Genomic DNA, 19,555 nt, shown 5'->3' with positions numbered 1-19,555 from the left:
ATCCAAATATTTATATCCTTGTTTGGGTGAATTTGAGAGGAGTTTTGAATATGGCCAGTAATACTAAAGGTGGATTAAAGTCTACTCTTACTGTAGCGATGTCAAACTATTTAGAAGCAGGTTCCATTGTAGCTGCTGCTGGTGGATTAACACTTTGGATGGAATATTTAAATCTAGATGATTTTAAATTAGGGTTACTAGGAGCACTGAGTGCCAATGGTTTTGCTTCAGCAGCAGGAGCCTTATTAGGAGGCATGTTGGTTGATAAGTATGGTCGTAAGTTAATTTATAAATATGATTTACTTGTATATATGTTTGGTGTCTTACTAACTATTCTATCCTTTAACTTTCCGATGTTATTAATAGGCTATGTTATTACAGGATTAGCTGTAGGAGCTGCCATTCCTGCTGCTTGGACGTATATAGCAGAAGAAGCACCTGAAAATGAACGTGCATCTCGTGTAGGATGGGGGCAGTTAGCATGGTCTATTGGTCCCGCTATCTCGTTACTTCTTTCTGTAGCCTTAGCTCCATTAGGTCTATTAGGAAGTAGAATTATTTTTGGTCAGTTATTTGTAATCGCTTTAATTACATGGATTATGCAACAGCAAATTAATGAATCAAAAATCTGGGAAGAAGAAAAACAAAAAGAAGAGAGCCAAAAAGCACAGGGTAAAAAGCTAAAAAGCCCAATTAAAGAATTATTCACAATCAAGGCAAATCGTCATGCCATTGTTTTATTGCTTGGCATCTATTGCTTCTGGAACCTAGTTGCTGGGGTAATGGGATACTTTATGCCTTATATTTATGAAACTGTTGGAGGACTTTCATCAACACAAGCAAATTTATTACAAGCCTTTTTATGGGTCTTAACTGTTCTAGGATCGTACTTTGTTTTTATTAAGTTAGGTGATAAAGTAAACAGACGTATACTATATGGAGTAGGAGCTGCAATGGGGATTGTTGCTTGGGCTGTTCTCACATATGGTGGAATGGGAATGACTGAACTGCTTATATTTGTTATTCTTTGGGGAACTGCGGCAGGCTTTGGTGCTCAAGCCTTCTACGGCCTATGGGCAAGTGAGTTATTTCATACAAAATATCGTGCAAAAGCACAAGGATTTCTTTTCTGTACAGCACGTGTAGCTGTTGGTCTTATTTCACTTGCAATTCCAACTATGATCTCTACATTAGGATTTAAAATATCAGGTACTATTATGATTGGATTCCTGTTAATTGCAGCAGTCATTGGATTAGTAATGGCTCCAGAAACAAGAGGAAAATCATTAAAAGAAATTGAAGAGGAACGATACAGCGCTTAAAAGAATACAACTAAATAAGAAATAAAAGAGCCAAGCTCCATTTTAGGGGGCTTGGCTCTTTTATTCTAGGTTATTGATTTACTCTCTATCTAAAAAAATTAACTACTCTATTTACACAGAAAGTCCCTTCTTCACCTTCTTGAATTCCTATATATAATATGCATCGTACTTTTGACTTCTAGTATTTTTATAATTTGAGCAGTTTTACGAGTCTGTCCTCTTTCTTTAAACAAGCCGGTATTTTTTCTAACCTAACCTTTCGTTCCTTTATTTATTACATTGATTCTACTTGCTCGTTTATTCTCCCTTTACATATCACCTTATAAATACAAATAGAGATTCTAGTTAGAATCTCTATTTGTATTTGCCCTAATATTACACAATTAAATAAAAAGCTTTTAAGGGGCCATGCACACCCACAACCAAATTCATTTCAATATCTGCAGAATTACTTGGTCCAGAGATAAAGTTAATACAAGAAGCAACGTCTTCTCCCTTTTCTACCTGTTGATTTAAATCATGAACTGCTTGCGTAATCCGTGGCACAATCGTCTCACGTGGAATAATAGCCACATAAATAGTTGGTAAAAAGTGTAGAGCGCGTCCTTGTCCTGAATGAGTTTTCACAACAATTGTTCCTGATTCTGCAAGTGCATAATCACTGAACACAATGCCGAAGTTAGCTTTTTCAGCTAAGGTATGGTTCTCTTCGCGTCCTTTAATTGGATTCCACATGCTTACTTCTATTTCTTCTTTTGGCCATTGTTCCTCAAGCAAATTTGTTAATCCATATTCTTCGAAACGTGAATCATCAGCAGTCATTATAGGACCGCCTCCATGTTCGGAAACAATTTGTTTTAATGTTTGGGATAAGTTAGCTTTTGTTGTTTCCAGAACAACCGTATGAATTTTATTGCAATGCTCTGTAAACGTAGCTATTAATTTTTTTTCTGTATATCCTTTCATTACTTCCCAATTCACATTGTTCTTCCAGTCTGGTCGTGTAACCCCACTTTTTCGTCTTTCACGCCCAAGTTGTTCAGCAATATGATTTAAAAAAACTTCTTGATTTTGAGATGTTCCCTTCATTATTTTTCACCGCCTTTTTTATGATCATCAAACCAGTCCCGGAAACGTTCTTTACTTGGAGCTGGAAACTCCCGAATCTCTGTCCAGTTTTTTAAAGGTCCAATTCCTTTAGATACTCGATCTCCTGATACAATAGGCTTCATAGCTGTAGGTGCCATCTTTGTTCCTAATTTGTACAGAGCAGCAGATGAAGCGCCCATGCCAAACATTTTCATCGCAAGTTTCTCAGCTAGGGGAGCACGTCCTTCTTTTTCAACGATAACTTGACGGTGTTTTACAAGCAGATCATGCAATGGAATTTTAACTGGACAAGCATCTGTACATGCCCCGCAAAGGCTTGATGCATATGGAAGCTCTTTATAGTCGTCATAGCCTCCTAATAATGGACTTAATACTGCACCAATCGGACCTGGATAGATAGAGCCATAAGAATGCCCTCCAACATGACGATACACTGGGCATACGTTAATACAGGCTGCACAACGGATACATTGTAAAACTTGGCGAAACTCAGATCCTAAAATTTCAGAACGTCCATTATCAACTACAACAAGATGAAATTCTTCTGGACCGTCTGCCTCTTCCTCGTATTTAGGACCCACTGTCGTAATGTAGCTTGTTAGCTTTTGCCCGACTGCACTTCGACATAGCAATCCCACAAGCACATCTAGTTCTTCCATTGTTGGTACTAGACGTTCCATTCCCATTACGGCAATTTGCGTTTTAGGAATAGCTGTGACAAGATCTGCATTTCCTTCATTGGTTACTAGACAGATGGAACCTGTATTTGCAACTGCAAAGTTACAGCCTGTTACACCAATTTCTGCTTCAAGAAATTTTTCACGAAGGATTTCCCGAACAAATTTTGTCATTTCATAAGGATCTTCTGATTGTTCATAACCCAATTTTTCTTGAAATACATCACGAATTTGTTCTTTTTTCATATGAAGAGCTGGAGCTACAATATGAGAAGGTGGCTCATGATCATCCACTTGTAGGATGTATTCGCCAAGGTCACTCTCTACTACTTCACATCCGATATCTTCGAGTGTTTTATTCATTTCAATTTCTTCTGTTACCATTGATTTAGACTTAACGACTTTTTTAGCTTGCTTTTTTTCTGCTATTTCCTTAATATATTGAGCTGCTTCTTCTTTTGTTTTTGCAAAAAACACATTTCCCCCACGTTTTGTAACATTTTCACTTAATTGCATTAAGTAATAGTCTAGATTTTCCAATGTGTGTTGGCGAATTTGCTCTCCTAACTCACGCCAGTCTTCCCAGTTCCCAAGCTCATCACTAGCTGCCAAACGACGTGTATACAAGCGCTCTTGAGCTGTAGATACGGCTTCACGCATTGTAGAATCTTGAATACCTTTATCAACACGTTCATTAAACTTTTTATCGCTGATTTTCATGCTCATTTTTTATTCCCCCTTGATTTAACGGCTATTTAATACCTCCGCGATATGCAATACTTTGGCTGATTCTCCTAATCGCTCCATTCTTCCCCCAATATTCATTAAGCACCCACAATCTGCACTAATTAAATAGTCTGCTCCTGTTTTCACCACACTCGCTACTTTTTCGTCTACCATTTGTTCAGATATTGGCATCATTTTGACAGAGAAAGTTCCACCAAACCCACAGCAATTTTGAGAATTCGGAAGTTGCTCGACTTCTAATTCTTTTACATGAGAAAGCAGCGTAAAAGGTGCTTCTTTAACGCCTAACAAACGTGTCATATGACAAGATGTATGATAAGTTGCTTTTCCTTTTAAACGCGCCCCCACATCTGTAACCTTTAAAACGTCTACAATAAATTGAGTTAGTTCATATGTTTTTTCGGCAAGGCGCTTTGCTCGTTCCTCCCATTCAACATCTCCTGCAAATATATGCGAATACTCATGAAACATAGTTGCACAAGATCCAGAAGGCGTCACTACGTACTCCGCATCTTCAAAAGTTTGAATCATATTTTTCGCGGCTTTCTTAGCTTCGGCAACATAGCCGCTATTATAAGCAGGCTGACCGCAACAAACCTGGGAGGTAGGGAATGAAACTTCACACCCAAGACGCTCAAGTAACTCGACTGTTGCTTTACCAACATTTGATTGGAAAGTATCGACTAAGCATGTGATAAATAGACTCACTTTCATTTTTAAATCTCCTCTCAACATACACTTAAATTTATCTGGTCATCTGACTACTAAAAGATAAAAGGTAATGATAAAAATGATATATGCAATCTAGAAAAATTTTTTAAATCACACTATATTCATCTTTAGGATGTCTTAAAACAGACTGTAGTTTTTCACTTTCTATTAAATGATTCATCATTGCCTTGCTTGCACTCTCAACATCCTGTTTTTTAATAGTTTCATAAATAGCTAGATGGCCATCAAATAAATTTTTGGTTATTTGTTCTTCGTATAAAATGGAATGATAAGTCTCATCGATCGTTTTTTCAATCAATTTTGAGATATGGCTCATAAGTTTTAATAAAATTGGATTATGAGAAGCCTTAACAATTGTCAGATGAAAGTGAAAATCGACAACCCTTTTCCCTTCTTTATCACCCGCCACAGCTTTTCCTTTGTCAATCCAGCATTCCATTTCTTTTAAATTTTCTTTAGTACGCTTTATAGCTGCGGCTTGTACAGCTCCCACTTCAACGATTTTTCGAACTTCAAATAAGTGAACAAGATCTTCTTTTTGCAATAAAAGATGAGAATGTAGAGGCATTAGTAAATGCGAAGGATCAAATTTTTTCACATAGGTCCCTTCTCCTTGTCGCATCTCAATTAACCCCATCGCACGAACAGCACTTAATGCTTCACGCACAGCAGACCTTCCCACTCCGAATTGTTCTGCAAGCTGATGAACAGAAAGCAGCTTATCTCCTGGTTTTAATGTCCCTTCTCGTATCATAGAAAGAATAAGGTCTGATATTTCCTCATATATCTTTTTTGGACGAATTGATTTATACTCCACATGCCATCATCCTAACACCTTTAAAATTGTTCTTATTCTATTAATATAAAAAAGCTTAGTCTTGCTCTTTGTTTGTATAAGAAAGAATTGTCAAAATATAAAACAGGGGAATTGATCTATTAGATCCTCCCCCTGTCTATACCTATTTATAAATTTACTATATCGTTTTCACTCAATATCTTAGGCTAAAACAGAGTCTCTTTTTACTAATACATCTTGCTCATATTGCTTCACGTCTTCTAACCATGTTTCTTTTACTGGAACTCCCATTTTTTCGCAGTAATAATCCCAGATCGCACCAAAAGGATATGTCTTAAATTCCTCCATTAACGCTAATCTTTCCGTAAAGTTCCCATCTTCCTGTAACTGTTTTAAATGTTCATTTGGTACTAACATTGCATATAGTAATGCTTTAATCATATTTCTTGTGCCAATTGTCCATGCTGCTACACGGTTAATACTAGCATCAAAGAAATCCAGACCAATCATGACTTTATCCAATGCACCGTTTCGAACAATCTCAAGAGCGATTTCACGTAACTCATCATCTAATGTCACAACATGATCACTATCCCAACGAACAGGTCGTGATACATGTAAAGCAATTTTATCACTGTAAAGTAACATAGATGAAATTTTGTTTGATACTGTTTCAGTTGGATGGAAATGTCCTGTATCTAATAAACATAACTTATTATTTTTTAATGCATATCCAAAGTAAAATTCATGTGAACCTACCACATAAGACTCAGAGCCAATTCCAAATAACTTACTTTCAACAGCATCCAGGTTATATTCTTCATTTATTTCTTCGCTAAAAATCGTATCTAGTGAATTTTTTAGTCTTTGACGAGGCGTGAGGCGATCACTTGGAACATCTTTATAGCCATCAGGAATCCAAATGTTTGTTAAAGATGGTGTACCTAATTCTTTACCAAAATACTCCCCAATTTTACGGCTAGCGATACAGTGGTTAATCCAGAATTCTCTAATTTTCTCGTCTGGATGTGATAATGTTAAACCATCTGCTGCTTTTTCATGTGAAAATAATGTTGGATTGAAATCTAATCCTAAACCATGTTCTTTCGCCCATTTCACCCAGTTTTCAAAGTGTTTTGGCTCTAATTGATCTCTTTCTACTACTTCTCCATTTGTTTCCCCATAAATGGCATGTAAGTTCACACGGTGTTTCCCAGGAATTAGAGATAGCGCTTTCTCAAGGTCTGCTCGTAATTCCTCAGGTGTTCTTGCTTTACCTGGATAATTTCCTGTTACATCAATACCACCTGATAACTCTCCTTTATTTACCTCAAAGCCAGCAACGTCATCCCCTTGCCAACAATGAATCGAAATAGGTACATTTTTTAACTGTTCCAATACATTATCAACATCGATTCCCCATTTTTCATATTCCTTTTTCGCAATTTCATACTTTTCATTAAGTGTCATTTAATATTCTTCCTTTCTTATGCTGTAATAATTGAAGGTGAAAACTTTTTCACTTCAAAAGAATGCTTAACAATTGTTCTTGCTTCGTTTATATCTTCAATTTCCCCCACTGCCATTAATTGGGACACAATATTTCCAATGGCTGTTGCCTCTATTGGACCTGCATATACTACTTTTTTCGTTGTATCAGCAATTAGTTGATTTAACATTTCATTTTGACAACCGCCACCAATAACATTAATCTTTTCGAATTTTCTTTCAAATATTTCTTCAATTTGATTAATAGCTTGTTGATAGCTGCATACCAAACTATCATATACACACTTGGCTACTTCACCAGGTGTGGTTGGTATTGCTTGATTTGTCTCTTGACAGTAGCGTTGAATTTCCTCAATCATATTTTCTGGCTTTAAAAACCTTGGATCATCTACATTAACAGTAGAGGTGAATTCTTGAACTTGGCGAGCTAAATCAACTAACTCAGCAAACGAATATTGATCTTGATAATTTCTTTTTACTTCCTGTATCATCCAAAGTCCCATAATGTTCTTTAGGAATCGATAGCGATAATCAATACCGCCTTCATTCGTAAAATTGTAGTCTAGAGCCTTTGTAATACAAATTGGAAAATAGTTTTCGACCCCGATTAAAGACCATGTTCCTGAACTTATATAGATGGTCTCGTCTAGCTCTGGAACCGAGATAACAGCTGATCCTGTATCATGTGTTGCGGGCAAAATAACTTTCATATCAAAACCAAATTCCTCTACAAGATCCTCTTTCAGCGTTCCTAACACTGTTTTAGGATTGTGAATCTCCTGAAAGATTTCCTTTTTAATGCCTAATTGATCTAGAATTTCGTCATCCCATTTTTTCGTAAATGCATTAACTAGTTGAGTTGACGTAGCATTTGTATATTCATTTGCCTTTTTTCCTGTTAGTAGATAATTAAAATAGTCAGGAATCATAAGGAATGATGCTGCCTTATCTAAGATCTCTGGATTGTTTTGTTTAATGGAATAAAGTTGATAAATCGTATTGAATTTTTGAAACTGAATACCTGTTTCTAAATATAGACGTTCTTTCATTATGATTTTAAAGACTTCATCCATCATTCCATCTGTTCGTGAATCTCGATAAGCAACGGAATTAGTCAAAGGTTTTTCATTATCATCTAGGAGTATGAAGTCAACTGCCCATGTATCAATTCCTATACTTTCCGGCTTCAAACCTTTACCTTGACATTTTTTAATCCCTTTTTTGATTTCTAAAAATAATCGATCAAGTTCCCAGCAAAATTGGTCATCTTTTCGGACAATTTTATTTTCAAAACGGTGAATTTCATTTAGTTTTAATTGTCCATTTTTAAGGTAGCTAGCAATCAACCGACCACTAGATGCACCAATATCAACAGCTAAACAACATTTCTTCATTACTATCACCCTTTATCTGAAAGCGTTTGCTTATGTTCTTATCTTAAAACAGATTGAAAGAGTAAATAATGACTAAAATTATTTATTTATTGTCCTTATTTGCAAAAATACATTACATTTAACTTTTAATTGTTATAGATTTTTCTGTTATCCTAAACAAATTTATGGAACAAGTCCTTTTAGAATGAAAGCGCATAACATAAAAGATTTCAGTTTTATGATGATAGCATTTAGCTGGATAAAAACTCCATAAAAAGAACATTTAGCTCTTTATTCCTTCGCTAAATGCTCTCTAAATTGTTTTGGTGTCTGATTATATTTATTTTTAAAAATTCGATAGAAATAACTAACATTATCGTACCCAACTTGATCTATTATTGTCGCAATTGGCATATCTGTACTTTCTAGTAACTCTCTTGATTTGCTCAAACGTTTTTCTTGAAGTAACTCTTTAAAGGTATAATTTGTAGCCTTTTTAATTTCTTTACTTAAAGCATAGTGGGGTTGATTTAATTGAGAAGATAACTCATATAATGAAGCTTTTTGAAAATTTTCATCGATATATTTTAAAGACTCAACGATTAAGTAGTGCTGGACAGGATAATCTTCTGTATGCTCAGCCTTATCAGCATGTTTAATTAGTTCAACAATTAAAAGTCCCATATATAATTTAACAGTTGATTCAGACATAAAGGCAGAAGACCTAATTTCCATAATAATTTTTTTGATTAAATCTTGAATACTTTCCACTTCTGAAACTTTAAAGTAGAGAAATTGTCCGTTTTGAGTGCTATTGTATAAACTGTTGATTAGAAAATTACTAATTCTATTTTCAGTTGTTAAGAAAGAGAAAATAAAATCGAAAAATTGAGGTTGAATAATGAAATTAATAACAATGTCTTCTGTTGCACATGCAGCAATTTCATGTTCAATATGCTGATTTAAAAATAACAGCTCCCCTTGTTTTAAACTTATTTTTTGGTTCCCTACCTTTTGATTTAATTCTCCATTATAAACATAATTGATTTCAATATAATTGTGTTTATGTTTAGGAAAATCAACAAAGCGTGTATGTTGGCGAACCATAATCATCTTATCCTTACTGAGAAATTTTTCGCTTTCAATAATAAAATTGGACTGATTTGTATAAAGCTCTTTTTTGATTTCTCTTCTGTTTTGTAAGATTATTTCCTCTTCTTCTGTTATCTTTAATAATTCATTTAAAAGCTCATGTTGCATAGAAATTCTCCTTTTTTGCCATCTTTCTTCACTTTGTATACTCATTTTAAAGTATGGTTTCTAACTATTCTAGCAATTGAATTGGTGTTTTGATTACCTATTATTATTAACAATTAAAAATGATAATGTAAAAAGTATTTTTGATTAAGTTCCTTATATTAATACAAATATACTTCAAATTGTTGATAAAAGTAATCTAGATTTTAACCATAAAAAAAGTCCTTTGCCAAAACAAAGGACCTTTGATAAGCTCATTTTTCTTCTAACGTTTTATTTAACCTTTTAAAAAACTACCTAGAAATGCAAACCAAAACATGTTCATTAAACAAATGAGTATTCCATAATTGATAAATACTCTATCGGATCACAAAATACTTCATAATACTGTTCCTTAACCTTGATTATACTTCTCTCTTAAGAAAACAATGCTTTCATCTATAAAAGGTTCTTGTGTATCTTCCATTAAGATATTTATAAAAGGTTTTTTCTCCTTTATTAATTTCATGACTAGGTCATAATTTAATAATCCTTTCCCAACAGCAGCTGGTTTTAACATTTGATCTTCTACAATAAAGTCTTTGGCATGTAGGATAACCATTCTATCTCCAAATAAGTTAAATGCTTCTTCAAAAATCTCATTCTGTTCTTTATAATTATCTATCGTCAGTAAATTTACTGGATCAAAAATCACTTGCAGATTATTGGAATTCACACAATCTAAAAGCCTTTTCATCACTTTTGATGAATAAATAGGATGATTCACTCCTGCTTCAATTCCTACGATTACGCCAAATTTTTCAGCTTCTTCTACAAGTTCACGGACACTTTCGACTACTTCTTGGAATGGTTCTTCTTTGAAGTTTTCCGTAGTATAAAAAATTTCAGCATTTACATTACCAGTTTCCGTCCCTACAATACTGCACCCGAAATCTCTTGCATATCTTATATGTTCTTTAAATCTTTCTAAGCCTTTTCGTCTTTCCACTTTATCAGGATGAATCATATTAATATAACAACCTAATACAGCGATTTGAATACCGTGTTTCTGAAAGGTACTTCCTACATAATGAGCAAGACCAGGGCTTAAACTTCCTAAATCTGTATTTACATAATTTAAAGATTTACTTAAAGCTAACTGTACAGATGTAAGCCCCTTTTTTTCAATTTCTTCTACTAATTCCTCTAAACCATTCTTTTCAATATCATGACCTCTTATGCCTAGGTTCATTTATATCACCCTTTTTTATTTTTAGTGTCCTGCATATCAAATGTAATATAATAAAGCTGTATCACTAATGCGATACAGCTCATACAATTTTTAATAATCTATTCTATAAAAATAGAGTTATCGAGCTAACCAACCACCATCAACAGCTAAAATGTGTCCGTTCATATAGTCAGAAGCTTGACTTGCCAAGAATACCGCTGTGCCCATTAAATCTACTGGAGTTGCCCAGCGTCCAGCAGGGATACGGCTTAAGATTTCTTTGTTACGCTGTTCATCTGCACGAATAGGAGCTGTATTCGCTGTTTCTACATATCCCGGCGCAATGGCATTTACTTGAATGTTATGTTCAGCAAGCTCATTAGCAAATGATTTTGTAAGCCCTGTTACAGCATGTTTGCTTGCTGTATAGGAAGGAACAAATTTTCCGCCTTGGAAAGAAAGCATGGAAGCGATATTAATAATTTTACCGCTCCTTTGTTCAGCCATTACTTTTGCGACTTCTTGGCTTAAGAAATAAACTGCATCTTGATTAATCGCCATTACTGCATCCCAATCTTCTTCTTTATATTCGAGAAGAGGGGCACGACGAATTGTTCCTGCATTATTAATTAAAATATCAATCTTTTTATATACGTTAAGACACTCTGAAACTACTTGTTTAATAGAGGAGCGATCTGATAAATCTGCTTGATGGAAGTGAACATTTCCTCCAGCTTCCTCTACAAGAGCTCGTGTCTCATCCCACTCTTTTCCATGTGTTACAATGAACACGTCTGCGCCTGCTTTAGCAAGGGCCACAGCACATCCTTGACCTAGACCTTTGTTCCCACCAGTAATGATTGCCACTTTCCCGTCAAGACGGAAGAAGTCCATTGAAAATGAATTCAAATTATTCGACATTGCTTAACTCCCCCAATTTTATGTATTCTTGATGTTTCAATCTCATATTTTAACTTCACGAACCAAAAAACTTATATTTTGCATTAAAGAGAAACAAATAGTATCGCTTATGTTAGGATACTATTTGTTTTCTCTTAGCTAGGTGTTAACTAACTTATCTCAGTTCTTCCATTTCTACATGATCCATATCGTCGTAAGTAATATTCTCTCCACACATGCCCCAAATAAATGTGTAGTTACTTGTAGCTGTTCCAGTATGAATAGACCAACTTGGTGAAATGGTTGCTTGTTCATTTTTCATAACTAAATGTCTTGTTTCATCTGGTTTGCCCATAAAGTGGAATACACGAGTATCTGGTTCCATATCAAAATATAAGTAGACTTCCATACGTCGCTCATGAGTATGGCAAGGCATTGTATTCCATACACTTCCTGGTGAAAGCATCGTTAATCCCATTTGAAGTTGGCAACTTTCACAAACGTTTGGATGGATATATTGATAAATATTGCGCTCATTTAATGTTGCTTGTTCACCTTTATGAAGCGGATCAATTTCTTTTATATCAATTTTCACTGTTGGATACGTATGGTGTGCTGGTGTTGAGTTGATATAAAATTTAGCTGGTTTGTTAGCATCTTTTGAACGGAATCGAACATCTTTTGTACCGCGTCCAACATATAAACCGTCGCGGCCTTTCATTTCATATTCCACTCCGTCAAGAATAACAGTACCTTCATCTCCAATATTAATAATGCCAAGCTCTCGACGTTCTAAAAAGTAGTTTACGCCAAGTTCCTTATCTAATTGAATTGTTAGTTCCTCTGTTCCAGGAGTGACGCCTCCAAAAATCATTCGATCATTGTGTGTATATGTTAAGTGAACACGATCTTTCTCAAAAAGAGTTTCAACTAAAAAGTTCTTTCTTAATTCCTCTGTTGTTTGATGTTTTACATCTTCGGGATGATGAGCGTAACGAGTTTCCATTATTCATTCTCCTTTATCATTTAATATTGTTTTTTAGTCATAAAATTTTTCATTCTCTTCTTATCGAACAATCTTTCCTCTTTCATTAGCTACAAATTCTAAAATCTCTTCTTCAGAAAAAGCATTACAGTCACCATGAACTGTATGCTTCAATGCAGAAGCAGCTGTTGCAAATGAAATGATTTGTTGTAAAGGTAAGTGATTGATTATTCCATGAAGTACACCTGCTGCAAATGCATCTCCACCGCCAACTCGATCCACAATTTGGTCGATGTAATGGACCCTGCTTTGATGCAGCTTTCCATCTTCATACAAATTCCCTTGCAATGTATTTACTGAAGCAGAAATCACATGACGGAAAGTTGAACTTATATACTGAATATTCGGATACATTTCTTTGATTCTATCGTAATAGTATTTAAGTTTATCTGTTTCTGATAAAGAATCTTCTGCTTTCTCTATTGAAAGTAAATGAATAGCATCCAGTTCCCCACAAAAACAAATATCTACATAAGGTAAGAGAGGCTGAATTGCTTCAGATGCTTCTTTTTGGCTCCAAAGAGATGCACGATAATTAAAGTCAAAGCTTGTTTTTATCCCTTTTTCTTTCGCCTTCTTTAAAGCTAGAAGGGTTAATTCTTGTAAATCAGGGGATAGAGCTAAAGTGATTCCTGAAACATGAAATAGTGTTGCCTCGTGAAAAATCTCTTCTAAATTTAAGTCCGCTATTGTTAAAGTAGAAAAACTAGAGTATTTTCGATCGTACGTAACCTTCGCACTCCGCTCTCCTACTCCACTTTCTAGATAATAAGTGCCTAACCTTTCTCCCCCTGTTAGAACATAATCCGTATAAACTCCATGAGATTGGAGATGACGATTAACTCCACGCCCAAGGGCATTATCTGGTACTTTACTAACGAAGTAAACATTATGTCCAAAATGGGAAAGTGAAATTCCCACATTTGCTTCTCCGCCTCCATAGTGCATTGTCAACTTATCTGACTGCCAAAGACGCTCCCCAGTATTAGTAGAAAGACGAAGCATAATTTCACCAAGTGTTACCACTTTTTTCATCATTACCCCACCCTTGCCTCTTGCACTTTTTCTACATACTGACGAGCAAGTGAGGTAATTTGTTCAAAATCCCCTGTTTTCGCTGGAGCAATCAAATTGCCTCCTACTCCTACAGCCGTGCAACCGTTTTGAATCCATTCTTTAATATTTTCTAAGTTTACACCTCCTGTTGGCATAATATTGACTTGAGGAAGTGGTGCTTTTACTGCTTTAACAAAATCAGGACCAAAGGCGCTTCCTGGGAATAATTTCACAATGTCTGCACCATATTCTAATGCAGTTTTCATTTCCGTAATTGTCATGCAACCAGGCATGTAAGGAACTTTATACAAGTTGCATAGTTTTGCCGTTTCTTTATCAAAGCTTGGACTTACAATAAACTCAGCCCCAGCCAAAATTGCAATACGTGCCGTTTGGGCATCAAGCACTGTTCCCGCACCGATAACGACATTATCATTGTTATCATAGATAGAGACCAGCTCTTTGATAACGGAATCTGCATCTTGAACAGTAAATGTAACTTCGATACCCTTTATGCCTCCTTTTATACACGCTTCAGAAATACGGATAGCTTCTTCTGTTGAGTCACCTCTTACAACTGCAACTACTCCACAATCAGAAAGTTTAGATAATATATTCATTTTTGAGTCATCCTCCAGAGAAATAGGATATCGATATTTCCAAATAAGAAATAAAATTTCTTATTTGGAAATTAACGATTCTAATTATATATGAAACTATTTGAAATTTCAATCATTAATGAAACTATTTAAAACTTCTATAATGAAATTTCATCTTAAAAACGGTTGTTTAACTTGTTTTTGACTTCTTTTTATCCTGAAGATTTTTATAAGCAATGCTATTTTTATATCCAACTGGATTGTTTCCCCAAAGCTTTTCATACTGCCACCCTGATAATTGTTCAACCACTTTACGAGTAGTAGTATCAACGTGACTCATAGAACCCCCACTTTTCAACCTGCTAATCTCATTTAATAAAATCGTATGATTCTCTTTTGTTAACTTGTATCTGTAAGAGATTAAAAAACCTCCAACAAGAAAAATTAAGGTTCCTATTGTTAAAATTGCTATAATAGCAGTGAGTGCTGAAGCTGATTGGACATCTTTTCCTGAAACAAAACCAGCTTCTTGTAGAACAAAACTAACAAGGAACACAGCAAGTGCTTGAGAAGCTTTGCGTATAAATGTCATCATACCCGCAAATACACCTTCTCTTCTTTGCCCTGTAAGAACTTCATCTACATCTGGAATAAAAGGATAGATGTTCCACGGAATAAAGTTCAATCCACCTCTTCCAAGACCCGCTATACCTATCAAGATGAACAGCATTAACATCAAATTGGACGGATTAGCATAATAAACAACTACGTATCCAATGACACCTACCATAAATAGAGAAATTGCGACTCTATATGCTGGAGCCGGATTTAATTTTAGAGTCATAGTCATAGCCAGCCATACCCCAAAGATTTGCAGCAGATACATAACTGTCATTAAATTGGAAGCTACAACTGTATCTTGCGCAAGAGAAAAAACAATGAAGTAGGTAAAAACTGCATTAAAGATATCTTGGCTTAGATAAGCCCCTAAATACATCCCCAAATGTTGCCTAAACGCTCTGACTCTTAAAGTTGAGATTAAATCTATATATACCTTCTTTACATTTTTAAAGAATGGTATTTTTTCTTCTTGCACTTCTTCATTTAATATATCTTCTAAAGGTCTTTCCCATGTGAATTTGTAAACAAATGTTAATACGCAAACAAAAATGACTGTAAAGATGGTTCCTGCATAAAGAAACGTCATAGGATCATCTTTTCCTAACGCTTCAACTAGTCTTCCCGGAATAAATGCAGCAAATACGGCTGATAACTGAGCGGTAAACATTCTGGCACCAGTGAACTTTGCACGCTTTTTAAAGTCTGTCGTCATTTCTGATGCTAATGTTTCATAAGGAATTAACACCATTGTATACACAATTTCAAAGGCGATATATGTAAGTAAGTAGTACCAATAACTCATACCGCTAACCCAAATTAAGGAATAACAAAGCACTAAAGGAATGGAAATTAATAGAAAGAATCTTCTTCTTCCAAATTTCTTTCCAAGTTTAGTTTTATGGAAGTTGTCTGTTATATAACCCATTACTGGAGCGGCTATAGCATCGACAAAACGGGCAATTGCAAAAATAGATCCAGCTTGAACTGGGGTTAGCCCACAAAATGTTGTGTAGAAATACAATAGCCAAGCTGCTGTTAAAGCAAAAGCACCCGCACCTAAAAAATCGGTGGATCCATACGCTAAATAATTAACAAGTTTTATCTGTCTCTTCTCCATCCCCGTTTTCTCTCCCGTCGTATATTAGAAGCGCTTTCATATAGATGTGAACTGAATATCTACTTTTAATTTAATCATAAAATTGACTTTCTATAGTTAAATTACGAATACTCATGAAGTGTTACACTTCTAATGAGTATTCGTAATGCCCCCTTGTAATTAACTATAGGAATGTAAAAATTCAGCTAAGCAGAGAACTGCTAATGACTGTCCATACGGCATTGTTGTTATTTTGATTTCCTTATAAAAATCTAAGCTATCTCCCATACCTGTTCCAACTGAAACTTTTTGTAAAGCTCCATCTTTACTTACTTCTCTCAGCATTCCTTGAATAGCTTTATAAGCAACTTCCTTATATTCTTGACTTATATAGCCTTTATGAACAGACTTTAAAATTCCATATGCGAACCCTGCTGTGGCAGATGCTTCAAGATAAGATGTTTTATCATTAATTAACGTATGCCATAAACCGCTTTCATCTTGATACTGAGCTAATGTTTCTACTTGTCTCTTTAATGTATCGATTAAGAATTCTCTAAAGAAATCCCCTTCTTTTAACTCTAATATTTCGATAATTTCCGGAATTGCAATGGTAATCCAGCAGTTCCCTCTTCCCCATAGCGCTTCTGCATAGTTGTGATTTCCTTCAAAAGTCCATCCATGGAACCATAATCCTGTTTTTCGATCACTTAAATATTTAATGTGTATTAAGAATTGTTTTTTAGCTTCTTCTATATACTCTTGTTTATTGAAAAGCATACCTATCTTTGCTAATGGTAATACAGTCATCATTAACGTATCATCCCATAGCTGGTTTTTATTTTCCGGACCATATGTCATATGTTGCAGTCCGTTTTCTTTTGTACGTGGCATATCATGCATTACCCATTCTGCCCACTCTTCAAGATGAGGAATAAGTGATTTATCCTTCGTTTCTTCATATAGAAAGGCCAATGTTAAAAGCGGAGCCATTGTATTTACATTTTTAGGAGGAACTCCTTCTTCAAATCTATCTTTAAACCAATCTGTTACAATCTTTAAAGCTTTTTGATCGCCTGATAGTCTTGAATATTTATGTATTCCGTATAATCCTACACCTTGCGGCCAATTCCACACTGCCCAACTCTTGTCATCTACTACTACGTCATCAAAATGCAGCAAGAATTCCCCAGTATTATCTTTAATCTGTGAAAGATTATTCATTAGTAAATTGATATAGCTTACTACTTCTTCTTTTTCAATAAATGCTTTATTTTGAATCATGCTGTTCCCTCCAAGCAAAAATAAATTATCTCTCATACTTTTTATAGTTCAACCTATCTCTTTACTCGTTTTGTTTTCTACAAAAAGTATCAGTATTCACAATTATGAAATAAATAAGAATATTTGTCTGAAATACTGAACACGCTTTCAATTCTAACACTCTATGCCTAGCTTTTTTACTATATTTTATTAATTATTTTTTTGTTTCACATTGTGAATTCTTATTTCATTATACGAAAAAAAATATAGGATATCAATATGTTTTTCATATTTTCAAAAGATTATACACAAAAAACAAAAATATAAACGGATATATTCGCTACAAAACAAATATAAACAGACAATTTTATCACCCTATACTTTTGTATCAAACCATCATAATGTGGATATCTTTTGGATTTTATAACTATAAATCCATTAATAATTTGATTTTCTTATAGGGAGATTTGATTTTTTAAAATAGATACTTCCTTTTCACATTGATAATGAGTAATAGATTTTTAAGTAGGAAAGCTCTATAATTAACAGTAACGTTAAACAAATTATCTATTATGGGATGTGGCAATATTGATTAAGAGTGACACTGTTCAATCTGTTGATAGAGCATTAGCGATTTTAGGAATCGTGTCTCAACACAATCAAATTGGTATTACTGATATATGTAAATCTTTAAATTTAAATAAAACAACAGTGTATCGATTAGTATCAACGCTTGTGAGTAACGGATATATTGAACAAATAAAAGATTCAAATAAATACAGATGTACCTTTAAACTATTCGAAATGGGTAATAAAAGAATACAAGACCTTGATTTATTAGAGGAGGCAAAACCTGATCTTGAAAAATTGGCTCAATTAACAAAGGAAACCATCCATCTTGTTGTTGAAGAAGGAACTGAAATCGTTTATATACATAAAGTTGAATCTACTAACACAATAAGAATGCATACATGGATAGGAAAGAAGAATCCGATGTATCGTACAGCTGTAGGGAAAGCCATTCTTGCATTTTCTAATAAGGAAAAAGTAATAGATGTATGGAATAAAAGTGAGATTGTGCAAAATACCCCTTACACGATTACAAAAATTGAGGATTTTCTAGAGCAATTAGTATCAATAAGGGAAAATGGATACGCAATTGATAATGAAGAAACTGAAATTGGAATACGATGTGTGGCAGCACCCATTTTTGACTTTTCTAAGAATGTAGTTGGTGCCCTCAGTATTTCTGTGCCAACACTTCGCTTTCCAGAAGAAGAAATCAACATCTACGGAAAATATGCCAAAGAATGCAGTGAGCACATCTCCAAGAAACTAGGTTATATAAACTAAGTTTTTTTATGTTATGACAAAGGCTTTACAAACATATAAAAGCCAAGGACTTCTATAAAGAAGGCCTTGGCTAAATTTAACTTTAATACACTTTCTCTGTTAATGAAGATCGTTTAAGATATTATTTTTACAAATTTGTATTGCTTCAATAATTTGTTTTTGAAACTCTTCCGTCAGTCTATATTTAGGAATACTAACACTAAACGCTCCATACTTTTTGTTATTCAAAGTAATAGAGGCTCCAATACAAAATACATCTTCTTCATGTTCAGCATTATCATAAGCATAACCCATTTCTCTAACCTTCAAAATCTCTTCCATAAATTCAGGCTTATTTGTAATGGTGTTGTTCGTTAATTTATTTAATGGCTGACGATCTAAATAATTTTGAATTTCTTCATCTGATGAATAGGCTAAAATAGCTTTTCCCATTGCTGAACAATACATAGGAATACTATTGCCAACTTTTGAATAGAGACATATAGGATTTTTACTCTCTATTTTTGTGATATAAATAATACTATCTTTATCTTGAATACCTAAGTGAACTGTTTCATTTGTTACATTTTGTAACTCTTCTAAATGTGGTTGTGCAATTTTTTTAATATCTAAATTATTTATTGACTTATTAGCATATTTAATAATTGATAAACCAAGACTAAACTTCTTTAACTCAGCGTTTTTTTGGACATAACCTATCATGAGTAAAGTGTCTAGTATTTTTAAAGCTGTAGAATTCGTTAAACCAGTTTCTTTGGCAATTCTATTCAAAGACTGCGGTTCATCACAACTTGATAAAAAATCCAAGATATGCGAGGCTTTAATAAGAACCGTTCCATAAGGCTGCTTTGTTTTCTCCATTTGTATCACTTCCTATTGTTGATTAAGA

Annotated in this window: 17 protein-coding genes; 2 read left to right on the top strand and 15 right to left on the bottom strand. The window is 34.4% G+C overall.

The window, feature by feature from the left end; all coding sequences use genetic code 11:
- Positions 1-50: 50 nt before the first annotated feature.
- The gene (locus B9N79_RS07390) at positions 51-1,322 is read left to right on the top strand and encodes an MFS transporter (protein WP_019395262.1); all 1,272 of its coding nucleotides are present in this window, start codon (positions 51-53) and stop codon (positions 1,320-1,322) included.
- 375 nt (positions 1,323-1,697) lie between these two features.
- Here the strand turns inward: B9N79_RS07390 and B9N79_RS07385 are convergent, their stop codons facing one another.
- The 14 genes from B9N79_RS07385 to bglB all read right to left on the bottom strand — a co-directional run bounded on the left by B9N79_RS07385 (position 1,698) and on the right by bglB (position 17,334).
- A complete protein-coding gene (locus B9N79_RS07385; protein ID WP_046217060.1) occupies positions 1,698-2,411 on the bottom strand; it encodes a LutC/YkgG family protein in 714 nt (237 codons plus the stop codon).
- Positions 2,411-3,835, bottom strand: a complete 1,425-nt coding sequence (locus B9N79_RS07380) for a LutB/LldF family L-lactate oxidation iron-sulfur protein (protein WP_046217059.1) — start codon at positions 3,833-3,835, stop codon at positions 2,411-2,413. Before B9N79_RS07380 ends, B9N79_RS07385 begins: the two co-directional genes overlap by 1 nt.
- A gap of 18 nt (positions 3,836-3,853) precedes the next feature.
- Complete coding sequence (locus B9N79_RS07375; protein WP_019395259.1) at positions 3,854-4,570, bottom strand: (Fe-S)-binding protein; 717 nt, start codon at positions 4,568-4,570, stop codon at positions 3,854-3,856.
- 103 nt (positions 4,571-4,673) lie between these two features.
- Positions 4,674-5,363: a FadR/GntR family transcriptional regulator gene (locus B9N79_RS07370; protein ID WP_275080540.1), complete on the bottom strand. Its 690-nt coding sequence runs from the start codon at positions 5,361-5,363 to the stop codon at positions 4,674-4,676.
- Between the two features lie 222 nt (positions 5,364-5,585).
- The gene (gene rhaA, locus B9N79_RS07365; RefSeq protein WP_085118093.1) at positions 5,586-6,854 is read right to left on the bottom strand and encodes an L-rhamnose isomerase; all 1,269 of its coding nucleotides are present in this window, start codon (positions 6,852-6,854) and stop codon (positions 5,586-5,588) included.
- Between the two features lie 17 nt (positions 6,855-6,871).
- A complete protein-coding gene (gene rhaB / locus B9N79_RS07360; RefSeq protein WP_040057980.1) occupies positions 6,872-8,287 on the bottom strand; it encodes a rhamnulokinase in 1,416 nt (471 codons plus the stop codon).
- A 270-nt stretch (positions 8,288-8,557) separates the two neighbouring features.
- Positions 8,558-9,526 carry an AraC family transcriptional regulator gene (locus tag B9N79_RS07355; protein WP_040057981.1) on the bottom strand — a complete coding sequence of 323 codons (969 nt, stop codon included), beginning with the start codon at positions 9,524-9,526 and terminating at the stop codon, positions 8,558-8,560.
- 391 nt (positions 9,527-9,917) lie between these two features.
- Positions 9,918-10,754 (bottom strand): sugar phosphate isomerase/epimerase family protein, encoded by an 837-nt coding sequence (locus tag B9N79_RS07350; protein ID WP_046217057.1) that lies wholly within the window; start codon positions 10,752-10,754, stop codon positions 9,918-9,920.
- Positions 10,755-10,871: 117 nt separating this feature from the next.
- Positions 10,872-11,654 carry a 2-dehydro-3-deoxy-D-gluconate 5-dehydrogenase KduD gene (gene kduD / locus B9N79_RS07345; RefSeq protein WP_046217056.1) on the bottom strand — a complete coding sequence of 261 codons (783 nt, stop codon included), beginning with the start codon at positions 11,652-11,654 and terminating at the stop codon, positions 10,872-10,874.
- Positions 11,655-11,808: 154 nt separating this feature from the next.
- The gene (gene kduI / locus B9N79_RS07340; protein WP_019395252.1) at positions 11,809-12,639 is read right to left on the bottom strand and encodes a 5-dehydro-4-deoxy-D-glucuronate isomerase; all 831 of its coding nucleotides are present in this window, start codon (positions 12,637-12,639) and stop codon (positions 11,809-11,811) included.
- 60 nt (positions 12,640-12,699) lie between these two features.
- A complete protein-coding gene (locus B9N79_RS07335) occupies positions 12,700-13,713 on the bottom strand; it encodes a sugar kinase (RefSeq protein ID WP_046217055.1) in 1,014 nt (337 codons plus the stop codon).
- 2 nt (positions 13,714-13,715) lie between these two features.
- A complete protein-coding gene (locus B9N79_RS07330; protein ID WP_019395250.1) occupies positions 13,716-14,354 on the bottom strand; it encodes a bifunctional 4-hydroxy-2-oxoglutarate aldolase/2-dehydro-3-deoxy-phosphogluconate aldolase in 639 nt (212 codons plus the stop codon).
- A gap of 169 nt (positions 14,355-14,523) precedes the next feature.
- A complete protein-coding gene (locus tag B9N79_RS07325; protein ID WP_040057986.1) occupies positions 14,524-16,071 on the bottom strand; it encodes an MFS transporter in 1,548 nt (515 codons plus the stop codon).
- Positions 16,072-16,230: 159 nt separating this feature from the next.
- The gene (gene bglB, locus B9N79_RS07320; RefSeq protein WP_040058445.1) at positions 16,231-17,334 is read right to left on the bottom strand and encodes a beta-galactosidase BglB; all 1,104 of its coding nucleotides are present in this window, start codon (positions 17,332-17,334) and stop codon (positions 16,231-16,233) included.
- Between the two features lie 567 nt (positions 17,335-17,901).
- Between bglB and B9N79_RS07315 the strand changes: the two genes are divergently transcribed.
- The gene (locus tag B9N79_RS07315; protein WP_040057987.1) at positions 17,902-18,666 is read left to right on the top strand and encodes an IclR family transcriptional regulator; all 765 of its coding nucleotides are present in this window, start codon (positions 17,902-17,904) and stop codon (positions 18,664-18,666) included.
- A gap of 99 nt (positions 18,667-18,765) precedes the next feature.
- Here the strand turns inward: B9N79_RS07315 and B9N79_RS07310 are convergent, their stop codons facing one another.
- Positions 18,766-19,527 (bottom strand): IclR family transcriptional regulator, encoded by a 762-nt coding sequence (locus tag B9N79_RS07310; protein ID WP_040057988.1) that lies wholly within the window; start codon positions 19,525-19,527, stop codon positions 18,766-18,768.
- Positions 19,528-19,555: the final 28 nt, after the last annotated feature.

It is taken from the genome of Priestia filamentosa (assembly GCF_900177535.1).
Lineage (GTDB): Bacteria > Bacillota > Bacilli > Bacillales > Bacillaceae_H > Bacillus_I > Bacillus_I filamentosa.
Note: the sequence above shows the minus strand (reverse complement) of the source record. Positions and strands in the feature narration are given on the sequence as shown.